The sequence below is a fragment of the Amycolatopsis sp. TRM77291 genome (assembly GCF_054166285.1).
This window is the reverse complement of record NZ_JBSZHF010000001.1, coordinates 3,624,752-3,646,860: the sequence shown is the minus strand read 5'-3', so window position 1 is coordinate 3,646,860 and position 22,109 is coordinate 3,624,752. Positions and strand designations below refer to the sequence as shown.

General features: G+C 70.7%; 20 protein-coding genes and 1 pseudogene. 9 read left to right on the top strand and 12 right to left on the bottom strand.

Going from position 1 to position 22,109, the window contains the following annotated elements; translation table 11 throughout:
- Window positions 1-4: 4 nt before the first annotated feature.
- The 6 genes and pseudogenes from ACXIZN_RS16965 to ACXIZN_RS16940 all read right to left on the bottom strand — a co-directional run bounded on the left by ACXIZN_RS16965 (window position 5) and on the right by ACXIZN_RS16940 (window position 6,542).
- Window positions 5-943 carry a glycosyltransferase family 9 protein gene (locus ACXIZN_RS16965; protein ID WP_457955585.1) on the bottom strand — a complete coding sequence of 313 codons (939 nt, stop codon included), beginning with the start codon at window positions 941-943 and terminating at the stop codon, window positions 5-7.
- Window positions 940-1,626 carry an SDR family oxidoreductase gene (locus ACXIZN_RS16960; RefSeq protein WP_257489706.1) on the bottom strand — a complete coding sequence of 229 codons (687 nt, stop codon included), beginning with the start codon at window positions 1,624-1,626 and terminating at the stop codon, window positions 940-942. The genes ACXIZN_RS16965 and ACXIZN_RS16960 overlap by 4 nt, the downstream gene beginning before the upstream one ends.
- Window positions 1,626-2,984 (bottom strand): PfkB family carbohydrate kinase, encoded by a 1,359-nt coding sequence (locus ACXIZN_RS16955; RefSeq protein ID WP_457955584.1) that lies wholly within the window; start codon window positions 2,982-2,984, stop codon window positions 1,626-1,628. The genes ACXIZN_RS16960 and ACXIZN_RS16955 overlap by 1 nt, the downstream gene beginning before the upstream one ends.
- On the bottom strand, window positions 2,981-3,544 hold the full coding sequence (locus tag ACXIZN_RS16950; protein WP_257487514.1) for a D-sedoheptulose-7-phosphate isomerase: 564 nt from the start codon (window positions 3,542-3,544) through the stop codon (window positions 2,981-2,983). Before ACXIZN_RS16950 ends, ACXIZN_RS16955 begins: the two co-directional genes overlap by 4 nt.
- Before the next feature lie 15 nt (window positions 3,545-3,559).
- Window positions 3,560-5,181: pseudogene (locus ACXIZN_RS16945) on the bottom strand (carbamoyltransferase family protein).
- 401 nt (window positions 5,182-5,582) lie between these two features.
- A complete protein-coding gene (locus tag ACXIZN_RS16940; RefSeq protein ID WP_457955582.1) occupies window positions 5,583-6,542 on the bottom strand; it encodes a UDP-glucuronic acid decarboxylase family protein in 960 nt (319 codons plus the stop codon).
- 70 nt (window positions 6,543-6,612) lie between these two features.
- Between ACXIZN_RS16940 and ACXIZN_RS16935 the strand changes: the two genes are divergently transcribed.
- From ACXIZN_RS16935 to ACXIZN_RS16925, 3 genes are read left to right on the top strand one after another with little or no spacing between them, the layout of a single operon-like run.
- On the top strand, window positions 6,613-7,500 hold the full coding sequence (locus ACXIZN_RS16935) for a polysaccharide pyruvyl transferase family protein (protein ID WP_457955580.1): 888 nt from the start codon (window positions 6,613-6,615) through the stop codon (window positions 7,498-7,500).
- The gene (locus ACXIZN_RS16930; RefSeq protein ID WP_457955578.1) at window positions 7,497-8,369 is read left to right on the top strand and encodes a glycosyltransferase family 2 protein; all 873 of its coding nucleotides are present in this window, start codon (window positions 7,497-7,499) and stop codon (window positions 8,367-8,369) included. The genes ACXIZN_RS16935 and ACXIZN_RS16930 overlap by 4 nt, the downstream gene beginning before the upstream one ends.
- On the top strand, window positions 8,359-9,264 hold the full coding sequence (locus ACXIZN_RS16925; protein WP_457955577.1) for a glycosyltransferase family 2 protein: 906 nt from the start codon (window positions 8,359-8,361) through the stop codon (window positions 9,262-9,264). Before ACXIZN_RS16930 ends, ACXIZN_RS16925 begins: the two co-directional genes overlap by 11 nt.
- Window positions 9,265-9,588: 324 nt before the next feature.
- Here the strand turns inward: ACXIZN_RS16925 and ACXIZN_RS16920 are convergent, their stop codons facing one another.
- From ACXIZN_RS16920 to ACXIZN_RS16910, 3 genes are read right to left on the bottom strand one after another with little or no spacing between them, the layout of a single operon-like run.
- A complete protein-coding gene (locus ACXIZN_RS16920) occupies window positions 9,589-10,806 on the bottom strand; it encodes a glycosyltransferase (RefSeq protein WP_457955575.1) in 1,218 nt (405 codons plus the stop codon).
- Between the two features lie 29 nt (window positions 10,807-10,835).
- Window positions 10,836-11,801: a glycosyltransferase gene (locus tag ACXIZN_RS16915; protein WP_457955574.1), complete on the bottom strand. Its 966-nt coding sequence runs from the start codon at window positions 11,799-11,801 to the stop codon at window positions 10,836-10,838.
- Window positions 11,802-11,829: 28 nt separating this feature from the next.
- Window positions 11,830-12,261: a DUF4383 domain-containing protein gene (locus ACXIZN_RS16910; protein ID WP_126730859.1), complete on the bottom strand. Its 432-nt coding sequence runs from the start codon at window positions 12,259-12,261 to the stop codon at window positions 11,830-11,832.
- Window positions 12,262-12,618: 357 nt separating this feature from the next.
- On the opposite strand from ACXIZN_RS16910, the gene ACXIZN_RS16905 reads away from it, so the two are divergent.
- Window positions 12,619-13,311, top strand: a complete 693-nt coding sequence (locus ACXIZN_RS16905) for a methyltransferase (RefSeq protein WP_126730861.1) — start codon at window positions 12,619-12,621, stop codon at window positions 13,309-13,311.
- Complete coding sequence (locus ACXIZN_RS16900) at window positions 13,295-13,510, top strand: CDGSH iron-sulfur domain-containing protein (protein WP_034322975.1); 216 nt, start codon at window positions 13,295-13,297, stop codon at window positions 13,508-13,510. The genes ACXIZN_RS16905 and ACXIZN_RS16900 overlap by 17 nt, the downstream gene beginning before the upstream one ends.
- Here the strand turns inward: ACXIZN_RS16900 and ACXIZN_RS16895 are convergent.
- The 3 genes from ACXIZN_RS16895 to ACXIZN_RS16885 are packed head-to-tail and all read right to left on the bottom strand — an operon-like array spanning window position 13,478 to window position 17,118.
- Entirely contained in the window at window positions 13,478-14,488 is a 1,011-nt protein-coding gene (locus tag ACXIZN_RS16895; RefSeq protein WP_457955571.1) for an iron-containing redox enzyme family protein, read from the bottom strand. The genes ACXIZN_RS16900 and ACXIZN_RS16895 overlap by 33 nt on opposite strands.
- A gap of 18 nt (window positions 14,489-14,506) precedes the next feature.
- On the bottom strand, window positions 14,507-15,604 hold the full coding sequence (locus ACXIZN_RS16890) for a carboxylate-amine ligase (protein ID WP_457955569.1): 1,098 nt from the start codon (window positions 15,602-15,604) through the stop codon (window positions 14,507-14,509).
- Window positions 15,604-17,118: an FAD-dependent oxidoreductase gene (locus ACXIZN_RS16885; protein ID WP_457955568.1), complete on the bottom strand. Its 1,515-nt coding sequence runs from the start codon at window positions 17,116-17,118 to the stop codon at window positions 15,604-15,606. The genes ACXIZN_RS16890 and ACXIZN_RS16885 overlap by 1 nt, the downstream gene beginning before the upstream one ends.
- A gap of 74 nt (window positions 17,119-17,192) precedes the next feature.
- Between ACXIZN_RS16885 and ACXIZN_RS16880 the strand changes: the two genes are divergently transcribed.
- From ACXIZN_RS16880 to ACXIZN_RS16865, 4 genes are all read left to right on the top strand, one after another.
- Window positions 17,193-18,491 carry an ATP-grasp domain-containing protein gene (locus tag ACXIZN_RS16880; protein WP_457955567.1) on the top strand — a complete coding sequence of 433 codons (1,299 nt, stop codon included), beginning with the start codon at window positions 17,193-17,195 and terminating at the stop codon, window positions 18,489-18,491.
- A 3-nt stretch (window positions 18,492-18,494) separates the two neighbouring features.
- On the top strand, window positions 18,495-20,519 hold the full coding sequence (locus tag ACXIZN_RS16875; RefSeq protein WP_457955566.1) for a CocE/NonD family hydrolase: 2,025 nt from the start codon (window positions 18,495-18,497) through the stop codon (window positions 20,517-20,519).
- Window positions 20,506-21,429 (top strand): alpha/beta hydrolase, encoded by a 924-nt coding sequence (locus ACXIZN_RS16870; RefSeq protein WP_457955564.1) that lies wholly within the window; start codon window positions 20,506-20,508, stop codon window positions 21,427-21,429. The genes ACXIZN_RS16875 and ACXIZN_RS16870 overlap by 14 nt, the downstream gene beginning before the upstream one ends.
- A gap of 151 nt (window positions 21,430-21,580) precedes the next feature.
- Window positions 21,581-22,027, top strand: a complete 447-nt coding sequence (locus ACXIZN_RS16865; RefSeq protein WP_457955563.1) for a DUF6098 family protein — start codon at window positions 21,581-21,583, stop codon at window positions 22,025-22,027.
- The last annotated feature ends 82 nt before the right edge of the window (window positions 22,028-22,109 follow it).

The following is a 22,109-nucleotide window of genomic DNA, read 5'->3' as shown; positions in this document are numbered from 1 at the left end:
CCGCTCACCCACGGGAAGCCCCCGCGGCCAGCAGGCCTTCTGCGGCGGCGAGGACGCGCTCCTCGCGTAACAGCAGCAGCCCCGGGTCCGGGGCTTCGCCGTGCGGATCGCCGACGTCGCCCACCCAGAGGACGGTGTGCTGCCGGGCCTCGGGAGGCGGGCCCCAGAGCCGCGGCGGGGTCGGCCCGAACAGCAGGACCGACGGTGTCCCGTATGCGGTGGCGAGGTGCCCGACACCGGTGTCGCCGCAGATGACCAGCCGCGCTTCGGCCACGGTCGCGGCCAGTTCGGCGAGCCCGTCGCCGGCGAGCACCGACTCGGCCGGCAGCCCGGCCGCTTCGGCGATCTCGCGGGCGAGCGGTGCTTCCGCCGCGTTTCCCGTGACGACCACGCGGTGACCGCCGGAGAGCGCCCGCGCCACCCGCGCGTACCGGTCCGGCGGCCAGCGCCGGGCGGCGTAGGCGGCGCCGGGATGGATCACCACCGCGCCCGCCGCCGGGCTGGGGCCGGGAGGCGGGGGCAGCGCGAGATCGGTGCGGTCGGCCGGGATGCGGGCGGCCTCGAGCAGACGGCACCAGCGGTCGACTTCGTGCGCTTCGGCGGGCCAGTCCGGCCCGTCGACGCCGGGGAAGTCCGGATGCCGGTACGTGATCAGTTCGAGCGGGTCCTGGGCGAGCAGGTCGTGGATGCTCTCCGGGCCGCGGCCGTGCAGGTTGACCGCCAGCCGCGGCGGCTCGCCGGGCCAGGACAGTTCGCCGAGCCCGGCCGTGGGGAGCAGCTCGTCCACCGCGTCGATCAGTTCGACGATGTCGCGCAGCTTCTCGGGCGCGGCGAGCACCAGGCGCTCACCGTCGAAGGTGCGGCGCAGTGCCCGCAGGGCGGGAATCGCGGTGAGCAGATCCCCCAGGCCGAGGGCGCGCAGCACGAGGATGCCCCCGGTCACGGCCAGGACCCCTCTTCCGAAGCGCACACCACGAGTTCACGGACCTCGCAGCCGGGTGGCTGGGACAGCGCGAACACCACCGAAGCCGCGACGTGCTCGGGCTGGTTGAGTTTCGCGTCCGGCGGCGGCTTGTACTGCTCCGCCCGGTCGTCGAAGAACGCCGTGTGCATCCCGCCGGGGACGAGCAGCGTCACCCCGACCCGGCCGGCCAGCTCCATGGCGAGTGCCCTGGTGAAGCCGACGACACCGAATTTCGAGGCGCAGTAGGCGCTCGCGTCCCCGGCCACCCGCAGCCCCAGCGTCGACGCGCAGGTCACCACCGTGCCGTGGCTCAGCCGCAGGTGGGGCAGCGCGGCGCGGACGACCGCGGCCGTGCCGAGCAGATTGACCCGCACCACGCGCTCCCAGTCCTCCGTGGACACTTCGTCGAGCGCGCCGCACGCGTCGGTCCCCGCCGCGGTGAAGACGCCGTCGATGCCGCCCGCCCGTTCGGCGAGCTCGTCCACGGCGCTCGCGGCCGCGGCGGAATCGGCCAGGTCGGCCTGGACGAAGGCGACGTCGGCCGCCGGTTCGGCGCGGTCGATGACGAGGGGTGTACCGCCCGCTTCGCGGACGGCTTCGACGGTCGCGGCACCGAGTCCGGAGGCGCCGCCGGTGATCAGGACGTTGCCGAGAGGGCGCATCATGCTCCTTCCGCCGCGGCCACCAGCCGGGTGGTGGAATAGCCGCGGATGGTCGGGATCAGGACGATCTCGCCGCCGTGCCTGCGCACGACGGCGCTTTCGGGGAGTTCCGTGTCCGCGTAGTCGCCGCCCTTGACCCAGACGTCCGGGCGGAGGCGGTCCAGCACCGCGGCGGGATCGGGTTCGTCGAACACCACGACGGCGTCGACCGACGCGAGCTCGGTGAGCAGCCGGGCGCGGTCCCGGGCGGTCACGATCGGCCGTCCCGGACCCTTCAGGCCGCGTACGGAGGCGTCGGAATTGAGGCAGACGACGAGGGCGTCGCCCAAGGCGCGCGCCTGCCGCAGCAGACTCGCGTGCCCAGGGTGCAGCAGGTCGAAACAGCCACCGGTGGCGACGAGCCTGCCACCTCGCGCGCGGACCCGTGCGGCCACGTCGAACGCCGAAGCACCGTGGTACGAGGTCTCCGGCCGCGGTTCGTTGTCCACAGTGGACAGTGTGGCGGCGCCGCCGGTGGCGACGAACCGCGCCGCCGTCTCGACCCCGGTGGCCACCGCGTCGGCGGTCGACGCTCCGTCGAGCAGCGCGGCGGTGACCGCGGACGCGAAGCGGTCGCCCGCGCCGCAGGTGTCCTTGGCGACGACGCCCGACGGCGGCCGGAACGTCGTGCACGAGCCGCCCTCGGTCAGCACAGCGCCACGGGAACCCGTGGTGACGCAGACCGCGTCGGCCTTCCAGAGCGAGTGCACCTGCTTCGCCAGGTCCTCGGCGTCGGCGCGGGACTCGGTGAGCTGCTCGGCTTCGGCGAGATTCGGGGTGGCGAGCCGGATGCCCGTCACCGGCTCCGATCCACGGGGATGGGGATCCCAGACGACCGGGATCGTGCCCGCCAGTTCGGCGAGCAGCTCGCGGATCTCCGGATGGCCGGTGACGCCGCGGCCGTAGTCGGCGACGAGGATCGCGCCCGCCGAGCGCAGCGCTTCACGGACGTCTGCGGTGAGCGGCGAGTACTCCGCCCTGCCGTCACCGCTGTCGAGCCGGACCAGCGACTGCCCGGCGGCGCGCACGCGGGTTTTGGTGACGGTGGTGCCGCACAACGGCATCGGTACCACCCGGACCTCGCGCTCCAGCAGCCCGGCGAGGGTCCGGCCCGCCTGGTCGCCACCCAGCGGGGTGACGAGGACGACCTCGGCGGTGGACCGGGCCGCGAGCAACGCGGCCAGCCCGGCGCCGCCCGGCCGCCGCCATTCGCGGGCGAGGTCGACCACGGGGACCGGCGCGTCCGGGCAGAGCCGGTCCGACGTGCCGTCGACATCGACGTCCAGCAGGGCGTCGCCCAGCACGACCAGCGGCCTCACGTGGGCACCCCGAGCGCGTCGTCGAACGCGGTGCACAGGGCGTGCACCAGCGCGAGATGGACCTCCTGCACGGTGGCCGTCGACGGCGCCTCCACCGGGATCGCGTCGTCGCACAGAGCGGCCAGAGGGTTGGGGGAGGGGCCGGTGATCGCCCAGGTGGTCACACCGAGTTCGTGGGCGGCCTTCGCGGCCGCGACGACGTTCTGGCTTCCCCCGCTGGTCGAAAGGCAGACGAGGATGTCGCCGGAGCGGCCGTGGGCGCGCACCTGGCGGGCGAACACCTCGTGCTCGCCGTAGTCGTTGACGATGGCCGTCACCGCGGAGGTGTCCGCGTGCAGGGCGATCGCCGAGAACGGCTGCCGGTCGTTGCGGAACCGGCCTACCAGTTCGCCGGTGAGGTGCTGGGCTTCGGCGGCGCTCCCGCCGTTGCCGCACGCGAGCAGCCGTCCGCCCGAGGACAGCACGGTGGCCAGATGCCCACCCCAGTCACGGATCTTCGGCGACCACGAAGCGGACTTCCCGGCGGCCTCGCTCAACGCTGCGAAGTGTTCTTCGATCACGACACACCTCCAAGGTCAGGGACGGCGGACCACGAAAGGTCCGAGGGCGAGCAGGTCGATGGGGGCCGAACCGAAGCACTCCAGCGCGTCGCGCGGGGAATCGACCATCGGCCTGCCCGCGGTGTTGAGGCTGGTGTTGACCACGGCGGGGACGCCGGTACGCCGTTCGAACGCGCGAGCATGCGCGCCACGAGCGGTTCCTCGCCCGCGTCGACGGTCTGCACGCGGGCGGTGCCGTCGACATGGGTGACGGCGGGGATGCGATCCCGCCACTGCGGCGCGACGTCGTGCACGAAAAGCATGTACGGACTGGGAAGCGGGCCGCGGGAGAAGATCTCGCCCGCGCGTTCGGCGAGCACCATGGGGGCCACCGGGCGGAACTGTTCGCGGCCCTTCACGTCGTTCAGCCGCTCCAGATTGGCCTCGTGGCCGGGATGCGCGAGCAGCGACCGGTGGCCGAGCGCGCGCGGGCCGAATTCGGACCGGCCCTGGAACCAGGCCACGATCCGGTCCTCGGCCAGCGCTTCGGCGACGGCCTCGGCGACGTCGTCCGGACGTTCGTAGCGCACGTTCGCGGTCTTGAGCGCGTTCTCCAGCTGGTCGTCCGTGAAGCCGCGGCCCAGGTCGGCTCCGGTCATCGGGCGGCCGCGTTCGCCGAAGTCGGCTGCGAGCTGCAGCGCCGCGCCGAGCGCGGTGCCGGCGTCACCGGCGGCGGGCTGGACCCAGATCCGGTCGAACGGGCCCTCGGCATGGAGCCTGGTGTTGGCGACGCAGTTGAGCGCGATCCCGCCCGCCATCGCGAGGTCGGTTTGCCCGGTGTGCTCGTGGATCTTGGCCGCGAGTTCGAGCAGCACGTCCTCCAGGCAGCGCTGGACGCTCGCGGTCAGGTCGGCGTGGACCTGGCCGGGTTCCTGCCCCGGCTCGACGGCGGGCGCGAACGAGGTCCAGTCGATCTCGTCGGTGCGGAAGCCGAGTCCGTTGGTGTGAACGCTTTCCGCGATCCGGTCGAGGAACCGGGGCTTCCCGTAGGAGGCCAGCGCCATCACCTTGTACTCGTCGCTGGAGCGGGCGAACCCGAGGTGCTCGGTCAGGTCCTCGTACATCAGCCCGAGTGAATGGGGGAGTCGTTGCTCGGCCAGCTCCTCGAACTTGCCGTCGCGGTACTCACCCGCTAGATAGGACGTGCTCTCGCCGCGGCCGTCGGCCACCAGCACCGCGCAGTCGTCGAACGGCGCGGCGAGCGCGGCCGAGGCGGCGTGCGCGACGTGGTGCCGGACGAACCGGACGGTCGCGGGATCCAGTCCCGGCAAGGCCGCCTTGAGGAACGCGGGAGCCCGACGGGCGAAATCGGTGCGGAGGCATTCGTTCTTCCCGTCGTGCCCCGCCAGACCCGGCTCGACGAGCGCCGGATCGTACGAATAGCCGACGGCGTCGAGATCCTGCGCGGAGATCCCCGCCTCCGCCAGGCACCACGCGGCGGCTTCGGCCGGCTGTTCCCAAGCGGAGAACGGCACCGGCCGTTTGCCGTGCTTGCGACGGCTGAACCGTTCTTCCTCCGCCGCGGCCACGATTTCGCCGTCGACCACGAGGGCCGCGGCCGGGTCGTGGAAAACGGCGTTGACACCGAGTATGCGCACCGGGCCACCTCTCCGGTCGGGGTCGCGGGCCGTGACCCGCGCTTACTCCCGTAGCGCTACCCGGTGCAGTCGGCGATAAACGACGCGGCGCAAAAGCCCAGGACGTCGCTACGGAGCGAAGCGTCTCTCGGGGGATTCACGCGGCGCTGCTTCGGGGCGGGGGAGTGTGGCCGTGGTGTCGCGAAAGCCACTTTCGGGACATCTGACGTCCTGAAAGTGGCTTTCGCNGCTACCGCTTGGGGCTCTGACCTGCGGAAAGAGAGCAAGGGACCTTTGCTATCGCTTGGCCGGGAGGGCTCCAGCACCCTCATCGGTCTGGAACGGAGGATGTCGCGAAAGCCACTTTCGGGACATCTGACGTCCTGAAAGTGGCTTTCGCGACACGCGGCGGGGGCGGGAGTTCAGGCTCCGGCGGCCGGGTACGGTCCGGACCGCGGCCGCGCGAACCAGGCGATGGTGCGCGGAAGCCCCTCCGTCAGCGGGACTTCCGGCTCCCAGCCGAGTTCGCGGCGGGCGCGGGAGATGTCCGGGCATCGGCGGGCCGGATCGTCGACCGCCGCGTCGATATGCGCGATCCGCGAAGCGCTGCCGGTGACGGCCAGGATCTCTTCCGCTATGCGCAGTACGGCGAGTTCGTGCGGATTGCCCAGATTCACCGGGCCGGGCACGTCGGAATCCGCCAGCGCGATCAGCCCGCGGACCGTGTCGTCGACGTAGCACAGGGAACGGGTCTGGTCGCCGGTGCCGGTGACGGTGAGCGGTTCGCCCGCCAGCGCCTGCCCGATGAACGTCGGGATCATGCGTCCGTCGTCGGGGCGCATCCGCGGGCCGTAGGTGTTGAAGATCCGCGCTATGCCGGTGTTCACGCCCCGCTCCCGGCGCATGGCCGAAGTGAGCGCTTCGGCGTACCGCTTGGCCTCGTCGTAGACGCTGCGCGGTCCGATCGGGTTCACGTGGCCCCAGTATTCCTCCCGCTGCGGGTGCTCCTGCGGATCGCCGTAGACCTCGCTCGTCGACGCGAGGACGAATCGGGCGCCGTCGCGTTCGGCGATGTCCAGCGCCCGCTCGGTGCCGTGCGAGCCCGCGCGCAACGTCTCGAGCGGAAGGCGGAAGTAGTCGCGGGGCGAGGCGGCGGACGCCAGATGGAAGACGGCGTCGAACGGGCCCGGCGCGCTCATCGGCCCGGTGACGTCACGGGAGAGGAGCCGGAACCCCGGACGGTCGAGGAGATGCGCCACGTTGGCCATGACGGCCGTGGCGAAATTGTCGGCCACGACGACCTCCGTGCCCGCGTCGAGCAGACGTTCGCACAGATGCGAGCCGACGAAACCCGCGCCCCCGGTCACCAGCACTCTGTCCATGGCGACTGGCTACCCGCGGTGAGGGCCGGAAAAACCGTGTGAATCCGGAGATGCCGGGTAAGCCTCGGATATGCGTGCATTGGTGATCGGCTGGGCGAGCTTCCGGCACGGCGAAGCGACGGCAGGAGACGTTCTCAGTATGCGCAGGGTCGGTGAAGCGCTGTCGACCATGGGGCTTCCGCACGACCTGGCGTGGAGCCCGGTGTACCGGCCGGGCGACGTGAACTACGAAGAGGTGGATCCGGCACGGTACAGCCACGTGGTGTTCGTCTGCGGGCCCGCGCACGGCAGGCAGGTGCGCGAGGTGCACCGCAGGTTCGCCCACTGCCATCGGATCGCCGTCGGGGTCTCGGTGATCGATCCCGAGGACGACACGGTCACGGGTTTCGACCAGGTCTTCGCGCGGGACCGGGGCGGGGTCGGCACACCGGACCTCTCCCTCGGCGTGGCGACCGACACGGCGCTGGTGACGGGAGTGATCCTGGCGCCGGAGCAGCGGGAGTACGGCGACTCCGGCCGCCACGCGGCGGTGCACGCCTCAGTGAAGGAGTGGATCGCCGGGGTGGACTGTGCCCGGGTGCCGCTCGACACGCGGCTGGCCGCGTCGGATTGGGAACGCTGTGAGACGCCGGACCAGTTCACCTCGATCCTGTCTCATCTCGACGTCGTGATCACGACGCGGCTGCACGGACTGGTACTGAGCCTTCAGGCGGGCGTGCCCGCACTGGCCATCGACCCGGTCGAGGGCGGCGGCAAGGTCACCGCCCAGGCGGACGCGCTCGGCTGGCCCGCGCTCGTCCCGGCCGAGGAGGCGGGCAACCGGGACGTGCTCGACTCCTGGTGGCGCTGGTGTTCTTCGGTGCAGGGCCGGGCGGTGGCCGCGCTGCGCGCACTGCCCGGTGACGACGGGCTCGTGCGGGACATGGTGAAGGCGCTCAAGACCAGGCCGGTGCGATGAGCGCGCCCGCGACGACGGTGGTGATCGCCACGCGCGATCGGGCACCGGAACTGGAACGGACGTTGCGACGGCTGACGGCGCTGCGGCCCCCACCGCCGATCGTGGTGGTGGACAACGGTTCGTCCGACGGCACGGCGGACCTGGCCGCCGCCTTCCCGGGCGTGCGCGTCGTCCGGTTGCCGCGCAATATCGGTGTGTCCGCGCGGAATCTCGGCGTGGCGGTGGCGCGGACGCCGTATGTCGCCTTCAGCGACGACGATTCCTGGTGGGCCGACGACGCCCTCGCCGAGGCCGAGCGCATCCTCGACGCCCACGAAGACGTCGCCCTCGTCGCCGCGAAAACCCTGGTGGGGAAGGAGGAACGGGAGGATCCGGTCGTCTCGTTGATGGCCGCCAGCCCGCTCGGCAGGCCCGACGGGCTTCCCGGACCGGCGGTGCTCGGATTCCTCGCCTGCTCCGCGGTCGTCCGGCGGACCGCTTATCTGCAGGCCGCGGGGTTCCACCCGTTGCTGCATTTCGGTGCCGAGGAGCGGCTGCTGTCCTACGACCTGGCGGCGCGCGGCTGGTGGCTCTGTTACGCGGAGGACGTGCGGGCACACCATCATCCGTCGCCGGTGCGGCCTTCGTCGTCGTGGCGTGAGCGCGCCGAACTCCGCAACCGGATGCTGATCACGGTGATGCGGCGGCCCGTGCGCCGCTGCCTCGCCGAAGGATTCCGCGCGCTGGCCAGGGTTCCACGGGAACCACACATGCTCGGCGCGCTCGCCGGGGTGCTCCGGCGGCTGCCCCGCGCGCTCGCCGACCGGCAACGGCTGCCCGCTTCGGTGGAGCGCCGCATCCGCGTTCTGGAACACGCCCATGGAGGATGAAGTGACGGACCGCATCACGGTCGTGGTGATCACGCACAACCGGCGCGAGCAACTGCTGGAAACCCTCGACTCGATGACGGCGCTGCCCGACGCGGCGCCGATCGTGGTGGTGGACAACGCTTCCGGTGACGGCACGGCGGACGCGGTCGAGGAACGGTTCCCGTCGATCCGGGTGATCCGCTCGCCGCGGAACCTCGGCGCCGTCGCGCGTAATCTCGCCGTCCGTGAGGTGGAGACGCCGTATGTGGCGTTCTGCGACGACGACACCCGGTGGCAGCCGGGATCGCTGCGGCGCGCCGCCGAGCAGCTCGACGCCCACCCCGGCCTGGGTGTGGTGACCGGACGGTGCCTGGTGGAGCCGGCGCTGACCGAGGATCCGATCACCCCGGAACTGCGGCACTCCCCGGTCCCCGGCCCGGACTGGCTGCCCGGCCCGGCGCTGCTGGGCGTCATGGCGGGCCTGTCGGCCGTCCGCGTGCGCGCGTTCCACGACGTCGGCGGCTTCTCCGACCGGATGTGGCTCGGGGGAGAGGAAGAACTGTTCGCCCTCGACCTCGCGGCCAAGGGCTGGTGGATGTGCTGGGACGAGGAGATGGTGATCCACCACGCCCCCTCGGCCGTTCGCGACCCGCGGCGGCGGCGTCAGCTCGGCATCCGCAACACGCTGTGGACGTTGTGGCTGCGCCGTCCGCTCGGGAGCATCGCGCGCCGGATGGTCGCGGTGCTGCGCTCGGCGCCCTTCGACCGGGCGACGTTCGCGGCGGTGGCGGAGGCGGTGCGGGGGATCCCGTGGGTACTGCGGGAGCGCGCGGTGGTGCCGGCCGGGGTGGAGCGGGGGCTGGTGCTGCTGGAGGAGTCGCAGCGGAACTCGGTCGCGCGACGGTACGTGGGGTGAGCGGGTTCTCCTTCGCACCGTCGGTGGGTAGGTGGATCGAGGGCAGGCCGGGCGCGACTTGCGCGCCGGATCGGGCTTAGTGACCCAGCGTGGTGGGGGTGTGGAAGTAGGGACGTTCAATGTCTCTATTTCCACACCTCGCCGCGGGTGTCGCGAAAGCCACTTTCGCAACGTCGGTGGGGCGGGTAGGTCGGGCGATGTCGCGAAAGCCACTTTCGGGACACCTGATGTCCCGAAAGTGGCTTTCGCGTTCGGGACACCTGATGTCCCGAAAGTGGCTTTCGCGACATGCGCGACCCAGCGCGTATCAGGCGGGGAGGCCGCTCAAGAAGGCGAAGCGGCAGTCGCCACTTCCGTCTCCCCGCTCGAAACGCGCCCGTAAGCGCGCAAAGTGTCCGCCGCCACCCGGTCCCACGAGTACCGTGCCCGAACCCGGTCGGTCCCCGCGATCCCGAACGACTCGCGCGCCGAAGCGTCGCCGAGGAGCCGCCGCAGCGCCGCCGCCAGGTCCTTCGGGCTACGAGGCGGGACCAGCAAACCCGTGACGCCGTCGACGACGGTGTCGGTCAGCCCGCCCACGGCGGTCGCCACGACCGGGACACCGCACGCCATCGCCTCCAGCGGCACGATGCCGAACGGTTCGTACCAAGGCGTGCACACCACCGCGTCGGCGGAGCGCAGGAGCGCGGGCATGTTCTCACGGGACACCAGGCCCGGCAGGCGTACGCGGTCGGCGACGCCGGCCCGGTCGGCGATCGCCTGGAGCCGCCGCACTTCCGGCGCCCCGGCGAGCGGACCCGAGTCCGGGCCTCCGGCGATGACCAGTTCCGTGTCCGGGAGCGAGGGCAGCGCGGCGATGGCGAGGTCGAAACCCTTGCGTGGCACCAGCCTGCCGACGCTGACGATCCGGTGCCGGGCCGTGCGGGGAGCCGTCTCAACGTCCGGGGTGAACTCGGTCAGGTCCACTCCACAAGGGACGACGGACGCGCGTGAGCGCGGCAGGCCCATTCGCACGAGTTCGAAGACCTCGTCCGAACAGGTCGCGATCACCCGGTCGGCCTGTTTGGCGATCATCCGTTCGAGCCGGATCCGTTCGGGCGGGCTCGTGTCCTTTTTGCCCTGATAGCGCCGTTTCACCACGCCCAGTGCGTGAAAGGTCTGGGTCACCGGGATGCCGAGATCCTTCGCCGCGAGGATCGAAGCCAGGCCGGACATCCAGAAATGCGCGTGGACGACGTCCGGCCGGTCCTTGGCCCAGCGGGAGCGCAGCACCCGCCCGAACTCTCCCATATGCGGCAGCAGTTCGTCCTTCGGCAGCTTCTTCGCCGGGCCCGCCGGGACATGGACGACGCGGTAGCCGTCCGGCGTCTCGACCGTCGCGGCGACGCGCCGGTTCTCGCGGCGTGTGTAGACGGTGACGTCGTGGCCCTGCCTGCTCAGCGCGGCGGAGAGCTCGGCGACGTGGACGTTCTGGCCACCGGCGTCCACGCCGCCGAGCGCGGCGAGCGGGCTGGCGTGTTCGGAAACCATCGCGATCCTCATCGGACTCCTTCCCGCCGCGATCGGCGTGGTCAAACGGTCACCTCGGTCAGCAGGGCGTCCCAGCGGGCGAGGAACGCGTCGAGCCCGTAATGGCTCAAGGCGAACTCGCGAGCGGATTTCCCTGCCAAGACGGCGAAATCGGGTTCATGGATCAATTCGCGGTAGGCCCGCGCGAGTACGTCGATGTCCGTCGAGACGGCACCGGCGTCGGGCGGGACCGCGAGAACGGCTTCGGTGGTCGCCAGCGCGACGACCGGCATGCCGAGGTGCATCGCTTCGAGCAGCGACAGCCCCAGCGACGTCCACCGGGCGGTGTGCAGGTAGACGCGGCGCCGGGCGGCCTCGGTGTGGAGTTCCCGGCTGCGCAGGTCGCCCCCCGGACGCACTGCGGGATGACGGCCTTCGAGTTCTTCGCTGCCGATCCCGAACACGTCGACCGGCGCGATCTCCGCGAACGCGGGCAGCAGATCGGTTCCGGTGATCCGCCCGCGCCTCACCGGTTCGTTGATCAGGGCGGCGCCGTGGGGGAGTTCCCCCGTGTAGCGCTCACCCGGATCGGGGATCCCGTGCGGGACGACCACCGTTGGCGCGAGTCCGGAGTCCCACATCAGTTCGTTGAAGTGCGTCACGTGGGCCAGCGGGATGTCGTCCCGGTCGGCCAGCGGGTGCCGGGTGGTGGCCGCGTGCTCCCGGGGCGTGTTGTGCTCGACGTAGACAGCGGGGATTTCCTTGCCGGGACGGCGGTGCAGCCAGCGCGCCGCCAGGTGGATCTCTTCGGGTCGCTGGAGAACGACGACGTCGAAGTCGAGGTCTTTCAGCTCGTCGACCGGGGTCTCCTCGGCGGAGGGCCAGTCACGGCCGCTGAGACCGCGTCCCCAAGGCCCGCCTTCGGCGAGCAGCGGCAAGTGATAGCGATGGCCGCCCTGCACGAAGGATTCGGTCCAGGATCCGTGAACGTGCCACAGGAGGATCCGGAGCGGGGCCGTTTTCGTCATACCCGCCAGGTTGCCCGTTGTGGACGGACTAAACGTTTTCCGTTGTCTTACTTTGCTTCCGCCGGGAAACCCTGGTGGCCGCGATACCGATCACGAGGGCCGCGAGCGAGGTCAGCGCGTGGAGGACGTTGTCGGCCCAGCTGAAGTTGACCGCGTCACCGGACACGTCGGTACCTGCCGAGAGGACACCGAACGCGGTCAGCCCGGCAAAAGCCACGAAAGCCAGCCAGCAGTAGGCCGGGATCGCGGACGGTTTGAAGAACGCGATCACGCCGAGCGCTCCGAGCACGGTGCGGATGACGTCGAGCATCCCGGTCGCGCTGAAGATCCACAGCGTGTTCGCGCCCGCCTGGTTCGCCTCGGGGAGGAAGAAGAAGCCGAGCACCCCCAGGACGAGATGGACCAGTGCGATGACCAGCACCACCGGTCGCAGGAGGAAGCCTGTCGTACGCAGATTCATCGGAAAAGCCTCCCGTTTCGCCAGAAGCCCGTCGGATACCCCGTGGAGACGCCGCGAAACTCCCCCGGCCGGGTGGGCCGGGGGAGTCCTGCGCCCCGGCTCAGCCGGATTGCGGGTCGGTGTCGTCGTGGGGATCACCGGACGAGGTGCCCTGCTCCCCGCGGACCTCTTCGCGTTCTTCCTCGTCTCGTTTCTCGCCGGGGTCGGCCTTCTTCTCCATTTGGGCCTCCTTCGGTCGTTTGTCCCTGCGGCTACCCCCTTCCGGGCGCCTCCAACCCTCGGATCGCGGCCATTGTGGACGTTTGGCACCGCACGACCGGGGTAGCCGGGAGCAACATCGGCGAATCCGGAGGGGACATGACCGCGATCTCCAACGCAGCAGCGATTCCACTCACCCCGGCGCGCCCCCGGCTGCTGCGTCCGCCGGGGGTGTACCGCCCGCAACACGACACCTGGATGCTGGCGAGCGAGTTGAGCAAGTCGGGGATGCCCGCCGGGGCGAGAGTTCTCGACCTCTGCACCGGGACCGGCGCCCTCGCTCTGGCGGCCGCGGCGCACGGCGCGGGATCGGTCACGGCGGCCGACATCTCGCGGCGGGCGCTGGCCGCGGTGTGGGTCAATTCGCGGGTGCGCCGGCTCCCGGTGCGGCCGCTTCGTGGCGGCCTGCCCGAAGCGGCACGCGGCGGGCCGTTCGACGTCGTGCTGGCGAACCCGCCGTACGTGCCGTCCCCGGTACCGGCGGCCGGGGCCGCCCGGGCGTGGGACGCCGGGCCGGACGGCCGGATCGTGCTCGACCAGGTGTGCGCCGGGGCGTCGTCCCTGGTGGCGCCGGGTGGCTACCTGATGATGGTGCACTCCGCGGTCGCGGGCCCCGGCAAGTCGCTGGAGCAGCTGCGAGCCGCGGGATTGACGCCTTCGGTGGTCGCCACCCGGTCGATCCCCTTCGGGCCCGTCATGCGGGCACGGGCGGCCTTCCTCGAAGCGGCGGGCCTGATCGTCGCCGGGCAGCGGCACGAGGAACTGGTGGTGATCCGTGCCGACCGGCCGTGAGACCAGGGTCCGGATCGAACCCGGCGGGCCCCTCCTGGTGGAGGGGCCGGTCGAGATCGTCACCGAAGACGGCGAGACGGTGACCTCGGATCGCTTCGTGGTCGCCCTTTGCGCCTGTCGCCGCAGCAAGCGCTACCCGTTCTGCGACACCAGTCACCGCCGCCGTTCACGCCAAGGGGTGCAACGGCCGCAGGAGTGAGCTCTCGCCGGCCGACCAGGCACCCAGCAGGTGCTCGGTCAGCCGGCCCTCCAGCAGGTCGGTGGCCTGGATGCCCAGCGCGATGTCCGCCGCCAGGCCAGGTTCCCGCTCCAGCAGATCTCCGACCACGTCGTGGCGCAGGACCTGTTCGTGCACCGCGTCGGCCTCGATGTGCTCGGTGTAGAAGTACCGGCATTCGGCGGGCCCGCCGAGGCGTTCCAGCGCCTGGTCCATGCGCCTGGCGGCGGGCGCGGTGGTGATCTCGGCGGCGGCGAAGTGCCCGACGAGCGCGCCACGCAGGCTCCGGTGCAGCCCGAACAGCGACATCATGTTCACCGTCGCGAGCATGTGCGCGGGGACGTGATCGAGGTAGGCGAGGTAACCGGAGGACAGGCCCGCCGCGGTGAGCAGATCCGCGAACAGGCGGGAATGCGCCTGGTCGGCCCGCCCGCCGCCGAACTCGTCGAATTCCACCGCGACCAGCGCCGCCTTGGCCCTGCCCCGCAGCCGCGGGATCACCCACGCGTGGGGATCTGCCTCCTTGAGGTGGTAGATCGACCGGTGCGCGAAGTACTCCTCGACGTGCCACCATTCGCCCTCGTCACGCAGGAAGTGGGAGACCCCGCCACCGTCGACCGGTTCGACGAGCAACTCGTCCAGCAGCCCGGCGACGTCGTCCCCGCCGGGTACGGCGGCGCGGATCCCGTCGAGGAACGCGCGCTCCAGAACGGACCGGAAACCGAGCAGGCGGGAGTCCCATTCCCACTCGGGGTCGACGTCGTCGAAGCCCTGGTAGTGCAGCTCGTAACAGACGTACAGCGCCAGTTGCAGGTCTTCCCCGAACGGGTCGGCGTCGGCCGCCGCCTCGAGGTCGAAGTCGTCGCGGCGGCCGCCCGCCAGGGTGTCCACCACGGCGGCCGAGAGCGGGCCGCGGATTTCGGGCAGCCTCGCGGCCACCTCACGGTCGATCGTCGTCATGCCCCGGGAGTACCCGATCTAGGCGTGCGGAACCGTCTCTTCGGTCAGCATCCGCAACACGGCGACCTCGCCGTCGGCGGCGGCCCGGCGCTGCCGTTCGGCGCCGGTGCCCTCCCGTTCCAGCTGCCCGAGAAGGGTGCGGACGAGTTCCGCGTCGCCGGTTTCCTCCAGCGCCTCCTTGGTGTGCGCCAGCAACGTGGCGACCCGGTCGCCCACGGGGACCGGCTTCCCCGCCGCCGGATCGACGGCCGGTCCCGAAAGGCCGTGACGCGCGGCCGACCACACCGCGGCGGCGGCGATCTGCGGATCCAGCGGCGTGGCCTCCACTCCGCGGTCCAGATCGGTGAGGGCCGTGCGTACCAGCGCGCGGGTCAGCAGGCCCTGAAGGACGGCTTCGTCGACAGTGGAGGCGGTGTCGGCGGCGCGGACCTCGACCGTGGGCCACCGCGCGGACGGCCTCGCGAGCCAGAACGTCTGGTGCTCGTCCACCAGGACACCACAGTCGACGAGCCGTCCGACCTGCTCCTCGTAGGCGGCGGCGTCGGCGAAGTACGGTGCGATGCCCGAACCGGGGAACCGGCTCTGCTCGACCATCCGCCAGCTCTCGTATCCGGTGTCGCGACCGCCCTCGAAGGGCGAGTTGCCCGACAGGGTCAGCAAGGTGGGCAGCCATTCACCCAGGTGGTTGACGACGGCGACCGCGGTCTCCCGGTCCGGAACGCCGACGTGCACGTGGCATCCGCAGGCTTCGTACGCCTTGACCACGCCCGCGTAGAGCGCGTCGACCTTGCCGAACCTGTCGTCGGCGCCGTAGTCGCGGTCGGGTGAGGGACGCGGGGGAGTGCCGGAGGCGAGGATGGCGCAATCCTCGCCCGCGGCGGCTTCGGCGAGCGTCCGGCGCCCGGCGGTCAGGTGTTCGTACAGCTCGTCGGCGGTTTCGCAGACGCCGGTGGCGGCCTCGATCTGGGTCGGCCGCAGTTCGCGGTGGACCGCGGCGCCGTCCGGCAGCGGGCAGCAGATCCGGTGCCGTTCGAGCACCGCCTCTGCCCGGGGGCAGCTCACCCCGGTCCTGGGATCGACCAGCAGGAACTCCTCTTCGATACCGATACCGGTCATCACCGCTCCCGCTTCTTCGGCAGCGCGCGGACGGCCGGCCCCTGGATCACCGACCCGTCCAGACCGAACCGCGAACCGTGGCAAGGGCAGTCCCAGGTCTTCTCCGCGTTGTTGAACGCCACGAGGCAACCCAGATGGGTGCAGTGGGCACCGACGGCGTGCAGTTCGCCGCCCGGATCGCGGTAGGCGGCGACGAGTTCGCCACCGTCACGGGTCACCTTCGCCTCGCCGGGCAGGATCTCGTCCACGGACGCGGGTTTGCGCAGCGCGCTGAGATGGTCGCCGACCAGGAACTTCGCCACCGTGGCGTTGTTCTCGACGGACGAGATCGCGGACCGGAGGTCGAAACGGTTCGGGTCGTACAGCCCCGCGGACGGGTTGTCGCGTCCGGTGAGGAGATCCGCGAGCAGGAGCCCGGCCGCGGTGCCGCCGGTCATGCCCCACTGGCCGAAGCCGGTGGCGACCCAGAGGTGGCGGCTCGCCGGGTGATAACGCCCGACGTACGGAACCGAGTCCAGAGTGGACAGGTCATGCGCGGACCACCGGTGGGTGACCCGGTGCACGGCCGCGTGCTCGCCCGCCCAGCTCGCCAGTCGTTCGTAGCGGCTCTCGACGTCGACGGAGTCGCCGACACGGTAATGCTCGCCGCCCACGACCGCGTAGGGGACGCCGTCCTTGAGGTAGCTCCGCACGGAGTGGTGGGTGTCGGCGTCCAGGTACATCCCCTCCGGCGGGCGGTTGCCTTCGACCGGGCCGGCGACGACCAGGTCGCGCACCGGGTCGAGCCGGGCGAAGAACAGGCCGCGGTCGAAAACGGGGTAGTGGGTCGCCACCACGACCTCACCCGCCCGTACCTCGCCGGAGCTGGTGCGCACCTTGACGCCGCCGAGTTCGTCGACACCTTCCGCCCGCACACCTTCGACGATCGTCCCGCCCGCGCGTTCGATCTCGTCCGCCAGCGCGAGCAGCCAGCGACGAGGGTGGAAGTGCGCCTGTGAGGCGAACTTCACCGCGCCGAGAGCGGGCACGTCGAGGTCGACCTCGGTGACGTAGGAGGCCGGGAGCCCGGCCTCGGCGGCCGCTTCCGCCTCACGTTCGAGGCTTTCGATCGTCCCGGGGTGGGTGGTGTAGACGAAACTGTCGGCACGGGTGAAACCGCAGTCGATGCCGAGTTCGGCCGTGGCCGCGGCGATCCAGTCCAGCGCGGCCGCCTGCGTGTACGCGTACGTCGCGGCGGCTTCGGAACCCTTGGTCTTGGCCAGCGTGGCGTACTTGAGCCCGTGCTGGGTGCTGATCTTCGCGGTCGTATGGCCGGAAACCCCCGCCGCGAGGCGGCCCGCCTCCAGCACCAGGACCGAACGGCCCGCCCTCGCCAGCCGGTACGCCGTCGTGAGCCCGGCGATACCGCCACCGAGCACGGCGACGTCGACCTCCGCCGGCAGCGGCGTCCCGGTGCGGTCGGGAGCGGGAGCGGTGTCGAGCCACAGTGAACGCGTTCCGGGCAACTCCGTCATGACGGCCGGATTCCCGGGCGGCGACAGGGGCAAACCAGGGTTTTCCGGAACTTCGGAGCGGGTAGCACTTGCCTATGACCACATCCTCCACGTCCCCAGAGGAAAAGAACATCTTCGTCATCGGTCTCGACGACAGCAATGAAGAGGTGCTGAGACGAATTCCCGGCGCCGACCGGTATCGCTTCCACGCCTTGCTGTCGCCCGAGGAACTCCAGCACGGCGAGATCCCGATCGTGGAACTCGTGGAGAAGGCCGAGTCACAGCTGGACGCCTTCGACGGCTCGATCGACGCCATCGTCAGCTACTGGGACTTCCCGTCTTCGACGATGGTGGCCATGCTGTGCGAGAAGTACGGTCTTCCCGGTGTTTCGCTGGAGGCCGTGCTGAAATGCGAGCACAAGTACTGGAGCAGGCTCGAACAGTCGAAGGTGATCGACGAGGTGCCGGCGTTCGGCATCGTCGACCTGGACGAGGACGACCCCCGTCCGCCTGAGGGCGTCGACTACCCCATGTGGCTCAAGCCGGTGAAGTCGTTCTCGTCGGAGCTGGCCTTCCACGTCGGTGACGAGGACGAGTTCGACAAGGCCGTCGCCGAGATCCGGGCGGGTGTGGACAGGGTCGGGAAGCCCTTCGAGCGGGTCCTCGCCACGGTCGACCTCCCGGCCGAGGTGGCCGCCGCCGGGGGAGCCGCGTGCCTCGCGGAAGGCGAGCTCAACGGCGTGCAGGCCGCGACCGAAGGCTATGTCTACAAAGGACAGGTCACGGTCTACGGTGTGCTCGATTCGATCAACTACCCCGACACCGCGTCGTTCCAGCGGCACCAGTACCCGTCGCAGCTGCCCGAGGACGCCGTCGAGCGGATGAAGGAGATCTCCGTCCGCGTGATGGAGCAGATCGGCTTCGACAACGCCACGTTCAGCATCGAGTTCTTCTGTCACCCCGAATCCGGGCAGGCCTGCCTGCTGGAGATCAACCCGCGGCATTCGCAGTCCCACGCGGAGCTGTTCGAATACGTCGACGGGGTGGCGAACCACCAGATCATGGTCCAGCTGGGCCTCGGGCAGGATCCCCGGACGCGGCGGAACCGCGGCGACTACCGGATCGCGGGCAAGTGGTACTACCGCCGCTTCCGCGACGGGCTGGTCACCCGGGTGCCCACCCGCGGCGAGATCGCGGACCTGGAGGCGGAGATCCCCGGGGTGAAGATCGAGCCGGTGGCCGAAAAGGGGATCCGGCTCTCCGACCTGCCCGAACAGGACAGTTACAGCTACGAGCTCGCGCACATCTTCGTCGCGGCCCAGACCGAACGGGAGATGGAGAGCAAATACCGCCGGTGCGTCGAGGCGCTGCGGTTCGACTTCGAGGAGGGATAGCCCATGCGGACGGTGGCCTCGCTGCCGTACGAGATCACCGAGGAGGACCATGTCTGGATCCCGGTGTCCGACGGTGTCCGGCTGTCGGCCCGGATCTGGCGCCCGGTCGCTTCGGACGGTGAGCCGGTCCCCGCGATCCTGGAGTACATCCCGTACCGCCACCGCGACCTGACCTCGGTGCGGGACTCCGTGCACCACCCGTACCTCGCCGGGCACGGCTACGCCTGTGTCCGCGTCGACATCCGTGGTTCGGGGGAGTCGGAGGGGATTCTCACCGACGAGTACCTCGAACGGGAGCAGCTCGACGCCGAGGACGTCCTGGAGTGGATCGCCGCGCAGCCGTGGTGCTCCGGCCGGACCGGCATGATGGGGATCTCGTGGGGCGGGTTCGCCGCGTTGCAGGTGGCGGCGCGCAAACCGCCGAGCCTGACCGCGATCGCGATCTCGTCGTTCACCGACGATCGCTACTCCGACGACATGCACTACATGGGTGGTTGCCTGCTCTCGGACAACGTCGCCGAAGCCTCCACGATGTTCGCCTACGCCACGTTGCCGCCCGACCCCGCGCTGGCGGGTGAACGGTGGCGCGAGCTGTGGCACGAACGCCTGGAGAACTGCAGCCTCTGGGCCGGTGAATGGCTGAGCCACCAGCGCCGGGACGACTACTGGCGGCACGCGTCGGTCTGCGAGAACTACAGCGACGTCCAGGTACCGGTCCTCGCCTCCAGCGGCTGGGCGGACGGCTACTCGAACGCGGTCTCGCGGCTGCTGGCCAATCTCGACGTGCCGCGGCGCGGGCTGATCGGCCCGTGGTCCCACAAGTATCCGCATCTCGGGCGGCCCGGCCCCGCCATCGGCTATCTGCAGGAGCTGGTCCGCTGGTGGGACCACTGGCTGAAGGATGTCGAGAACGGCGTCATGGACGGGCCGATGCTCCAGACCTGGATGCAGGACAGCGTGCCACCGTCGACCTCGTACGAGGACCGCCCCGGCCGCTGGGTGGGCGAGCCGTCCTGGCCTTCGCCGCATGTGCGCCCGTCCGAGCACCGGCTCACGCGGCACCGGATCGCCCGGCCGGGTGAGGACGTCCCGGAGGAGGACCTGTCGGTGGAGTCGCCGCTTTCGGTCGGCCAGTTCGCCGGGAAGTGGGCTTCCTACAGCGCTCCGCCGGATCTGCCGTACGACCAGCGGGAAGAGGACGGCGGCTCGCTCGTCTTCGATACCGACGCGCTCACCGAGCCGTGCGAGATCCTCGGTTCGCCGGTGGTGGATCTGGAGGTCTCCGCGGACAAGCCGGTGGCGCAGGTCGCCGTCCGGCTGTCCGACGTCGCGCCCGACGGCAGGGCCACCCGGGTGACCTACGGGCTGCTGAACCTGACCCACCGGGACGGGCACGACGAACCGGAGCCGCTCGAACCGGGCAAGCGGTACCGGGTGCGCGTCGAACTCAACGCCGTCGCGCAGGCGTTCCCCGCCGGGCACCGCATCCGGCTGTCGCTCTCGTCGTCGTACTGGCCGCTGGCGTGGCCGCCGCCGGAACCGGCGATGGTGACCGTCCACACGGGACGCAGTTCGGTCACGCTGCCGGTGCGTCCGATGGCGGAAGCCGACGAGGTCCCGGCGCGCCCGTTCGAGGAACCCGAAGGGACGGAACCGTTGCCCGCGACCCAGATCGAGCCGGGCGAACAGCGCTGGACCGTCTCGCGTGACCTGATCGACTACCGGTCCGCGCTCGACATCGTCAAGAACGAGGGCAAGGTCCGGTTCGACGACATCGATCTGGACGTCACCAGGAACGTCTTCGAGCGCTACTCGTGGGTGGCCGACGACTTCTGTTCCCCGGTGGCGGAGACGTCCTGGTCGATGAAGTTCGCCCGCGGTGACTGGGAAGCGCGATCCGAGACCCGCACCCGGGTTTCCTGCACTCCCACCGAGTTCGTCATCGACGCGCAGCTCGACGCCTACGAAGGCGAGCGAAGGACGTTCTCCCGCAACTGGCATCGGACGGTACCCCGTGATCTGGTCTAAGACGAGCCTTCCGGCGACGGCGCTGCTCGCGTGGCTGCGTCTTACCAACCGGAAGCGCACCTACGCCGACCTCGACCGGTTCCGCCGGAGCATCGAAAACAGCCAGGCGAAGGGAGATCGCGGGCCGATCCGCTCGATCAGGCGCCGGTTCGACGTCAGCCGGTCCGAAGTGGACGGACGGCCGTGCTACTCGATCCGCCCGCGCGGCGGTGGGGACGGCAAGAAGGTGCTGTATTTCCACGGCGGTGCGTACGTGCACCAGATCCAGCACGACCACTGGCGGTTCTTCGGGCGGCTGATCGACCGCACCGGCTGCTCGGTCACCGTGCCGATCTATCCGCTCGCGCCGGACCACCAGTGCCCGGAGACCACCGCGTTCGTCCGCCGTGCCTACGACGAGTTCTCCGCGGGTGCCGATCCGGAGGAACAGATCGTGATGGGGGATTCCGCCGGCGCCGGGATCGCGCTGGCGCTCACCAAGGCGTTACGGGACGAAGGAAGGCCGGTGCCCAAGGAGACCGTCCTGTTGTCGCCGTGGCTGGACCTGACGATGAGCCATCCGGCGCAACCCGCGCTGGACGAGCGTGACCCGTACCTCGCGCTCACCGGTCTGAACGAGGCGGCCAGGCTCTACAGTGGACAGCTGCCGCGTACCGATCCGCGGCTCACGCCGTTGTCAGGCGACCTTTCCGGACTCGGGGCGCTGACGGTCTACATCGGAACCAAGGACGTCCTCCTCTCCGACGCCCGGCGGCTCCACACGCTGTGCACCGAGCAGGGAGTGCCCTTGAGCTACCACGAGTACGAGGGCATGATCCACGCGTGGATGCTGGCCTCGATCCCGGAAGCGAAGCTGGCGCTGGAGGAGATCGCGCATCTCGTGGACCGGGCGCTCGTGAAAGTGGTGTAGCCGCGTGAAGAGCGGGTAACCGGAGGTCAACGGCCGGTGCAGCGAGGTTGTACGTCCGCCGGCCGTGAGGTGGACCGGCGTGGGCAACCCCGGCGGGGCAGGGACGCCGGCGCGCCGGTCACCGTGTCCATCCGTCGCACAGGAGCGCTCGATGCAACAGCTGGAATCACTGGGGGAGCTCGCCGCGCTGGTCCGGCGCCGGAAGGGCCTGTACGTGCGGTGGGCGCCGACTCCCGAGCACCGTCCCGGGACGAGCCTGGACGAACTCACCGGCACGGAACTGCCCGGCCTTTCGGTGAATCCGCTCGATCCCGAACCCTGGTGGCGGGATCAGCCGCTCGAACTCTGGCTGGCCAGGCGGCTGTACGACTACTGCCACCTCCGGCACGAACGCCGCCGCGAGACCAAGCCCTGGGTACTGGCGGGCCGGATCGTGGGCTCGGGTCCGGACAACGAGCCGCTGCTCACCGACCCCGAACCCGTCGGAAGGATCTCGACCGAGGTCCTCGACGAAGCCCGCGATCTGTTGCGCGACAGGGCTCGCTCCGACGCGGACTGGGGCCCGTTGCGCCGTCCGCCCGAGCTGGGCCGGACCTGACGCCGTAACTCGCGTGCTTGAAGGCGTAACTCGCGTGCTTGGAGGCGTAACTCGCGAGTTACGCCTCCAAGCACGCGAGTTA

Excerpts from the sequence above, each read along its gene's own strand:
- ACXIZN_RS16875 (WP_457955566.1), top strand. The coding sequence starts at position 18,495 with ATGCGGACGGTGGCCTCGCTGCCGTACGAGATCACCGAGGAGGACCAT.
- ACXIZN_RS16890 (WP_457955569.1), bottom strand. The coding sequence starts at position 15,604 with ATGACCGGTATCGGTATCGAAGAGGAGTTCCTGCTGGTCGATCCCAGG.
- ACXIZN_RS16930 (WP_457955578.1), top strand. The coding sequence starts at position 7,497 with ATGAGCGCGCCCGCGACGACGGTGGTGATCGCCACGCGCGATCGGGCA.
- ACXIZN_RS16885 (WP_457955568.1), bottom strand. The coding sequence starts at position 17,118 with ATGACGGAGTTGCCCGGAACGCGTTCACTGTGGCTCGACACCGCTCCC.
- ACXIZN_RS16915 (WP_457955574.1), bottom strand. The coding sequence starts at position 11,801 with ATGACGAAAACGGCCCCGCTCCGGATCCTCCTGTGGCACGTTCACGGA.
- ACXIZN_RS16895 (WP_457955571.1), bottom strand. The coding sequence starts at position 14,488 with ATGACGACGATCGACCGTGAGGTGGCCGCGAGGCTGCCCGAAATCCGC.
- ACXIZN_RS16940 (WP_457955582.1), bottom strand. The coding sequence starts at position 6,542 with ATGGACAGAGTGCTGGTGACCGGGGGCGCGGGTTTCGTCGGCTCGCAT.
- ACXIZN_RS16910 (WP_126730859.1), bottom strand. The coding sequence starts at position 12,261 with ATGAATCTGCGTACGACAGGCTTCCTCCTGCGACCGGTGGTGCTGGTC.
- ACXIZN_RS16960 (WP_257489706.1), bottom strand. The coding sequence starts at position 1,626 with ATGCGCCCTCTCGGCAACGTCCTGATCACCGGCGGCGCCTCCGGACTC.
- ACXIZN_RS16880 (WP_457955567.1), top strand. The coding sequence starts at position 17,193 with ATGACCACATCCTCCACGTCCCCAGAGGAAAAGAACATCTTCGTCATC.
- ACXIZN_RS16905 (WP_126730861.1), top strand. The coding sequence starts at position 12,619 with ATGACCGCGATCTCCAACGCAGCAGCGATTCCACTCACCCCGGCGCGC.
- ACXIZN_RS16925 (WP_457955577.1), top strand. The coding sequence starts at position 8,359 with ATGGAGGATGAAGTGACGGACCGCATCACGGTCGTGGTGATCACGCAC.
- ACXIZN_RS16920 (WP_457955575.1), bottom strand. The coding sequence starts at position 10,806 with ATGAGGATCGCGATGGTTTCCGAACACGCCAGCCCGCTCGCCGCGCTC.
- ACXIZN_RS16935 (WP_457955580.1), top strand. The coding sequence starts at position 6,613 with ATGCGTGCATTGGTGATCGGCTGGGCGAGCTTCCGGCACGGCGAAGCG.
- ACXIZN_RS16865 (WP_457955563.1), top strand. The coding sequence starts at position 21,581 with ATGCAACAGCTGGAATCACTGGGGGAGCTCGCCGCGCTGGTCCGGCGC.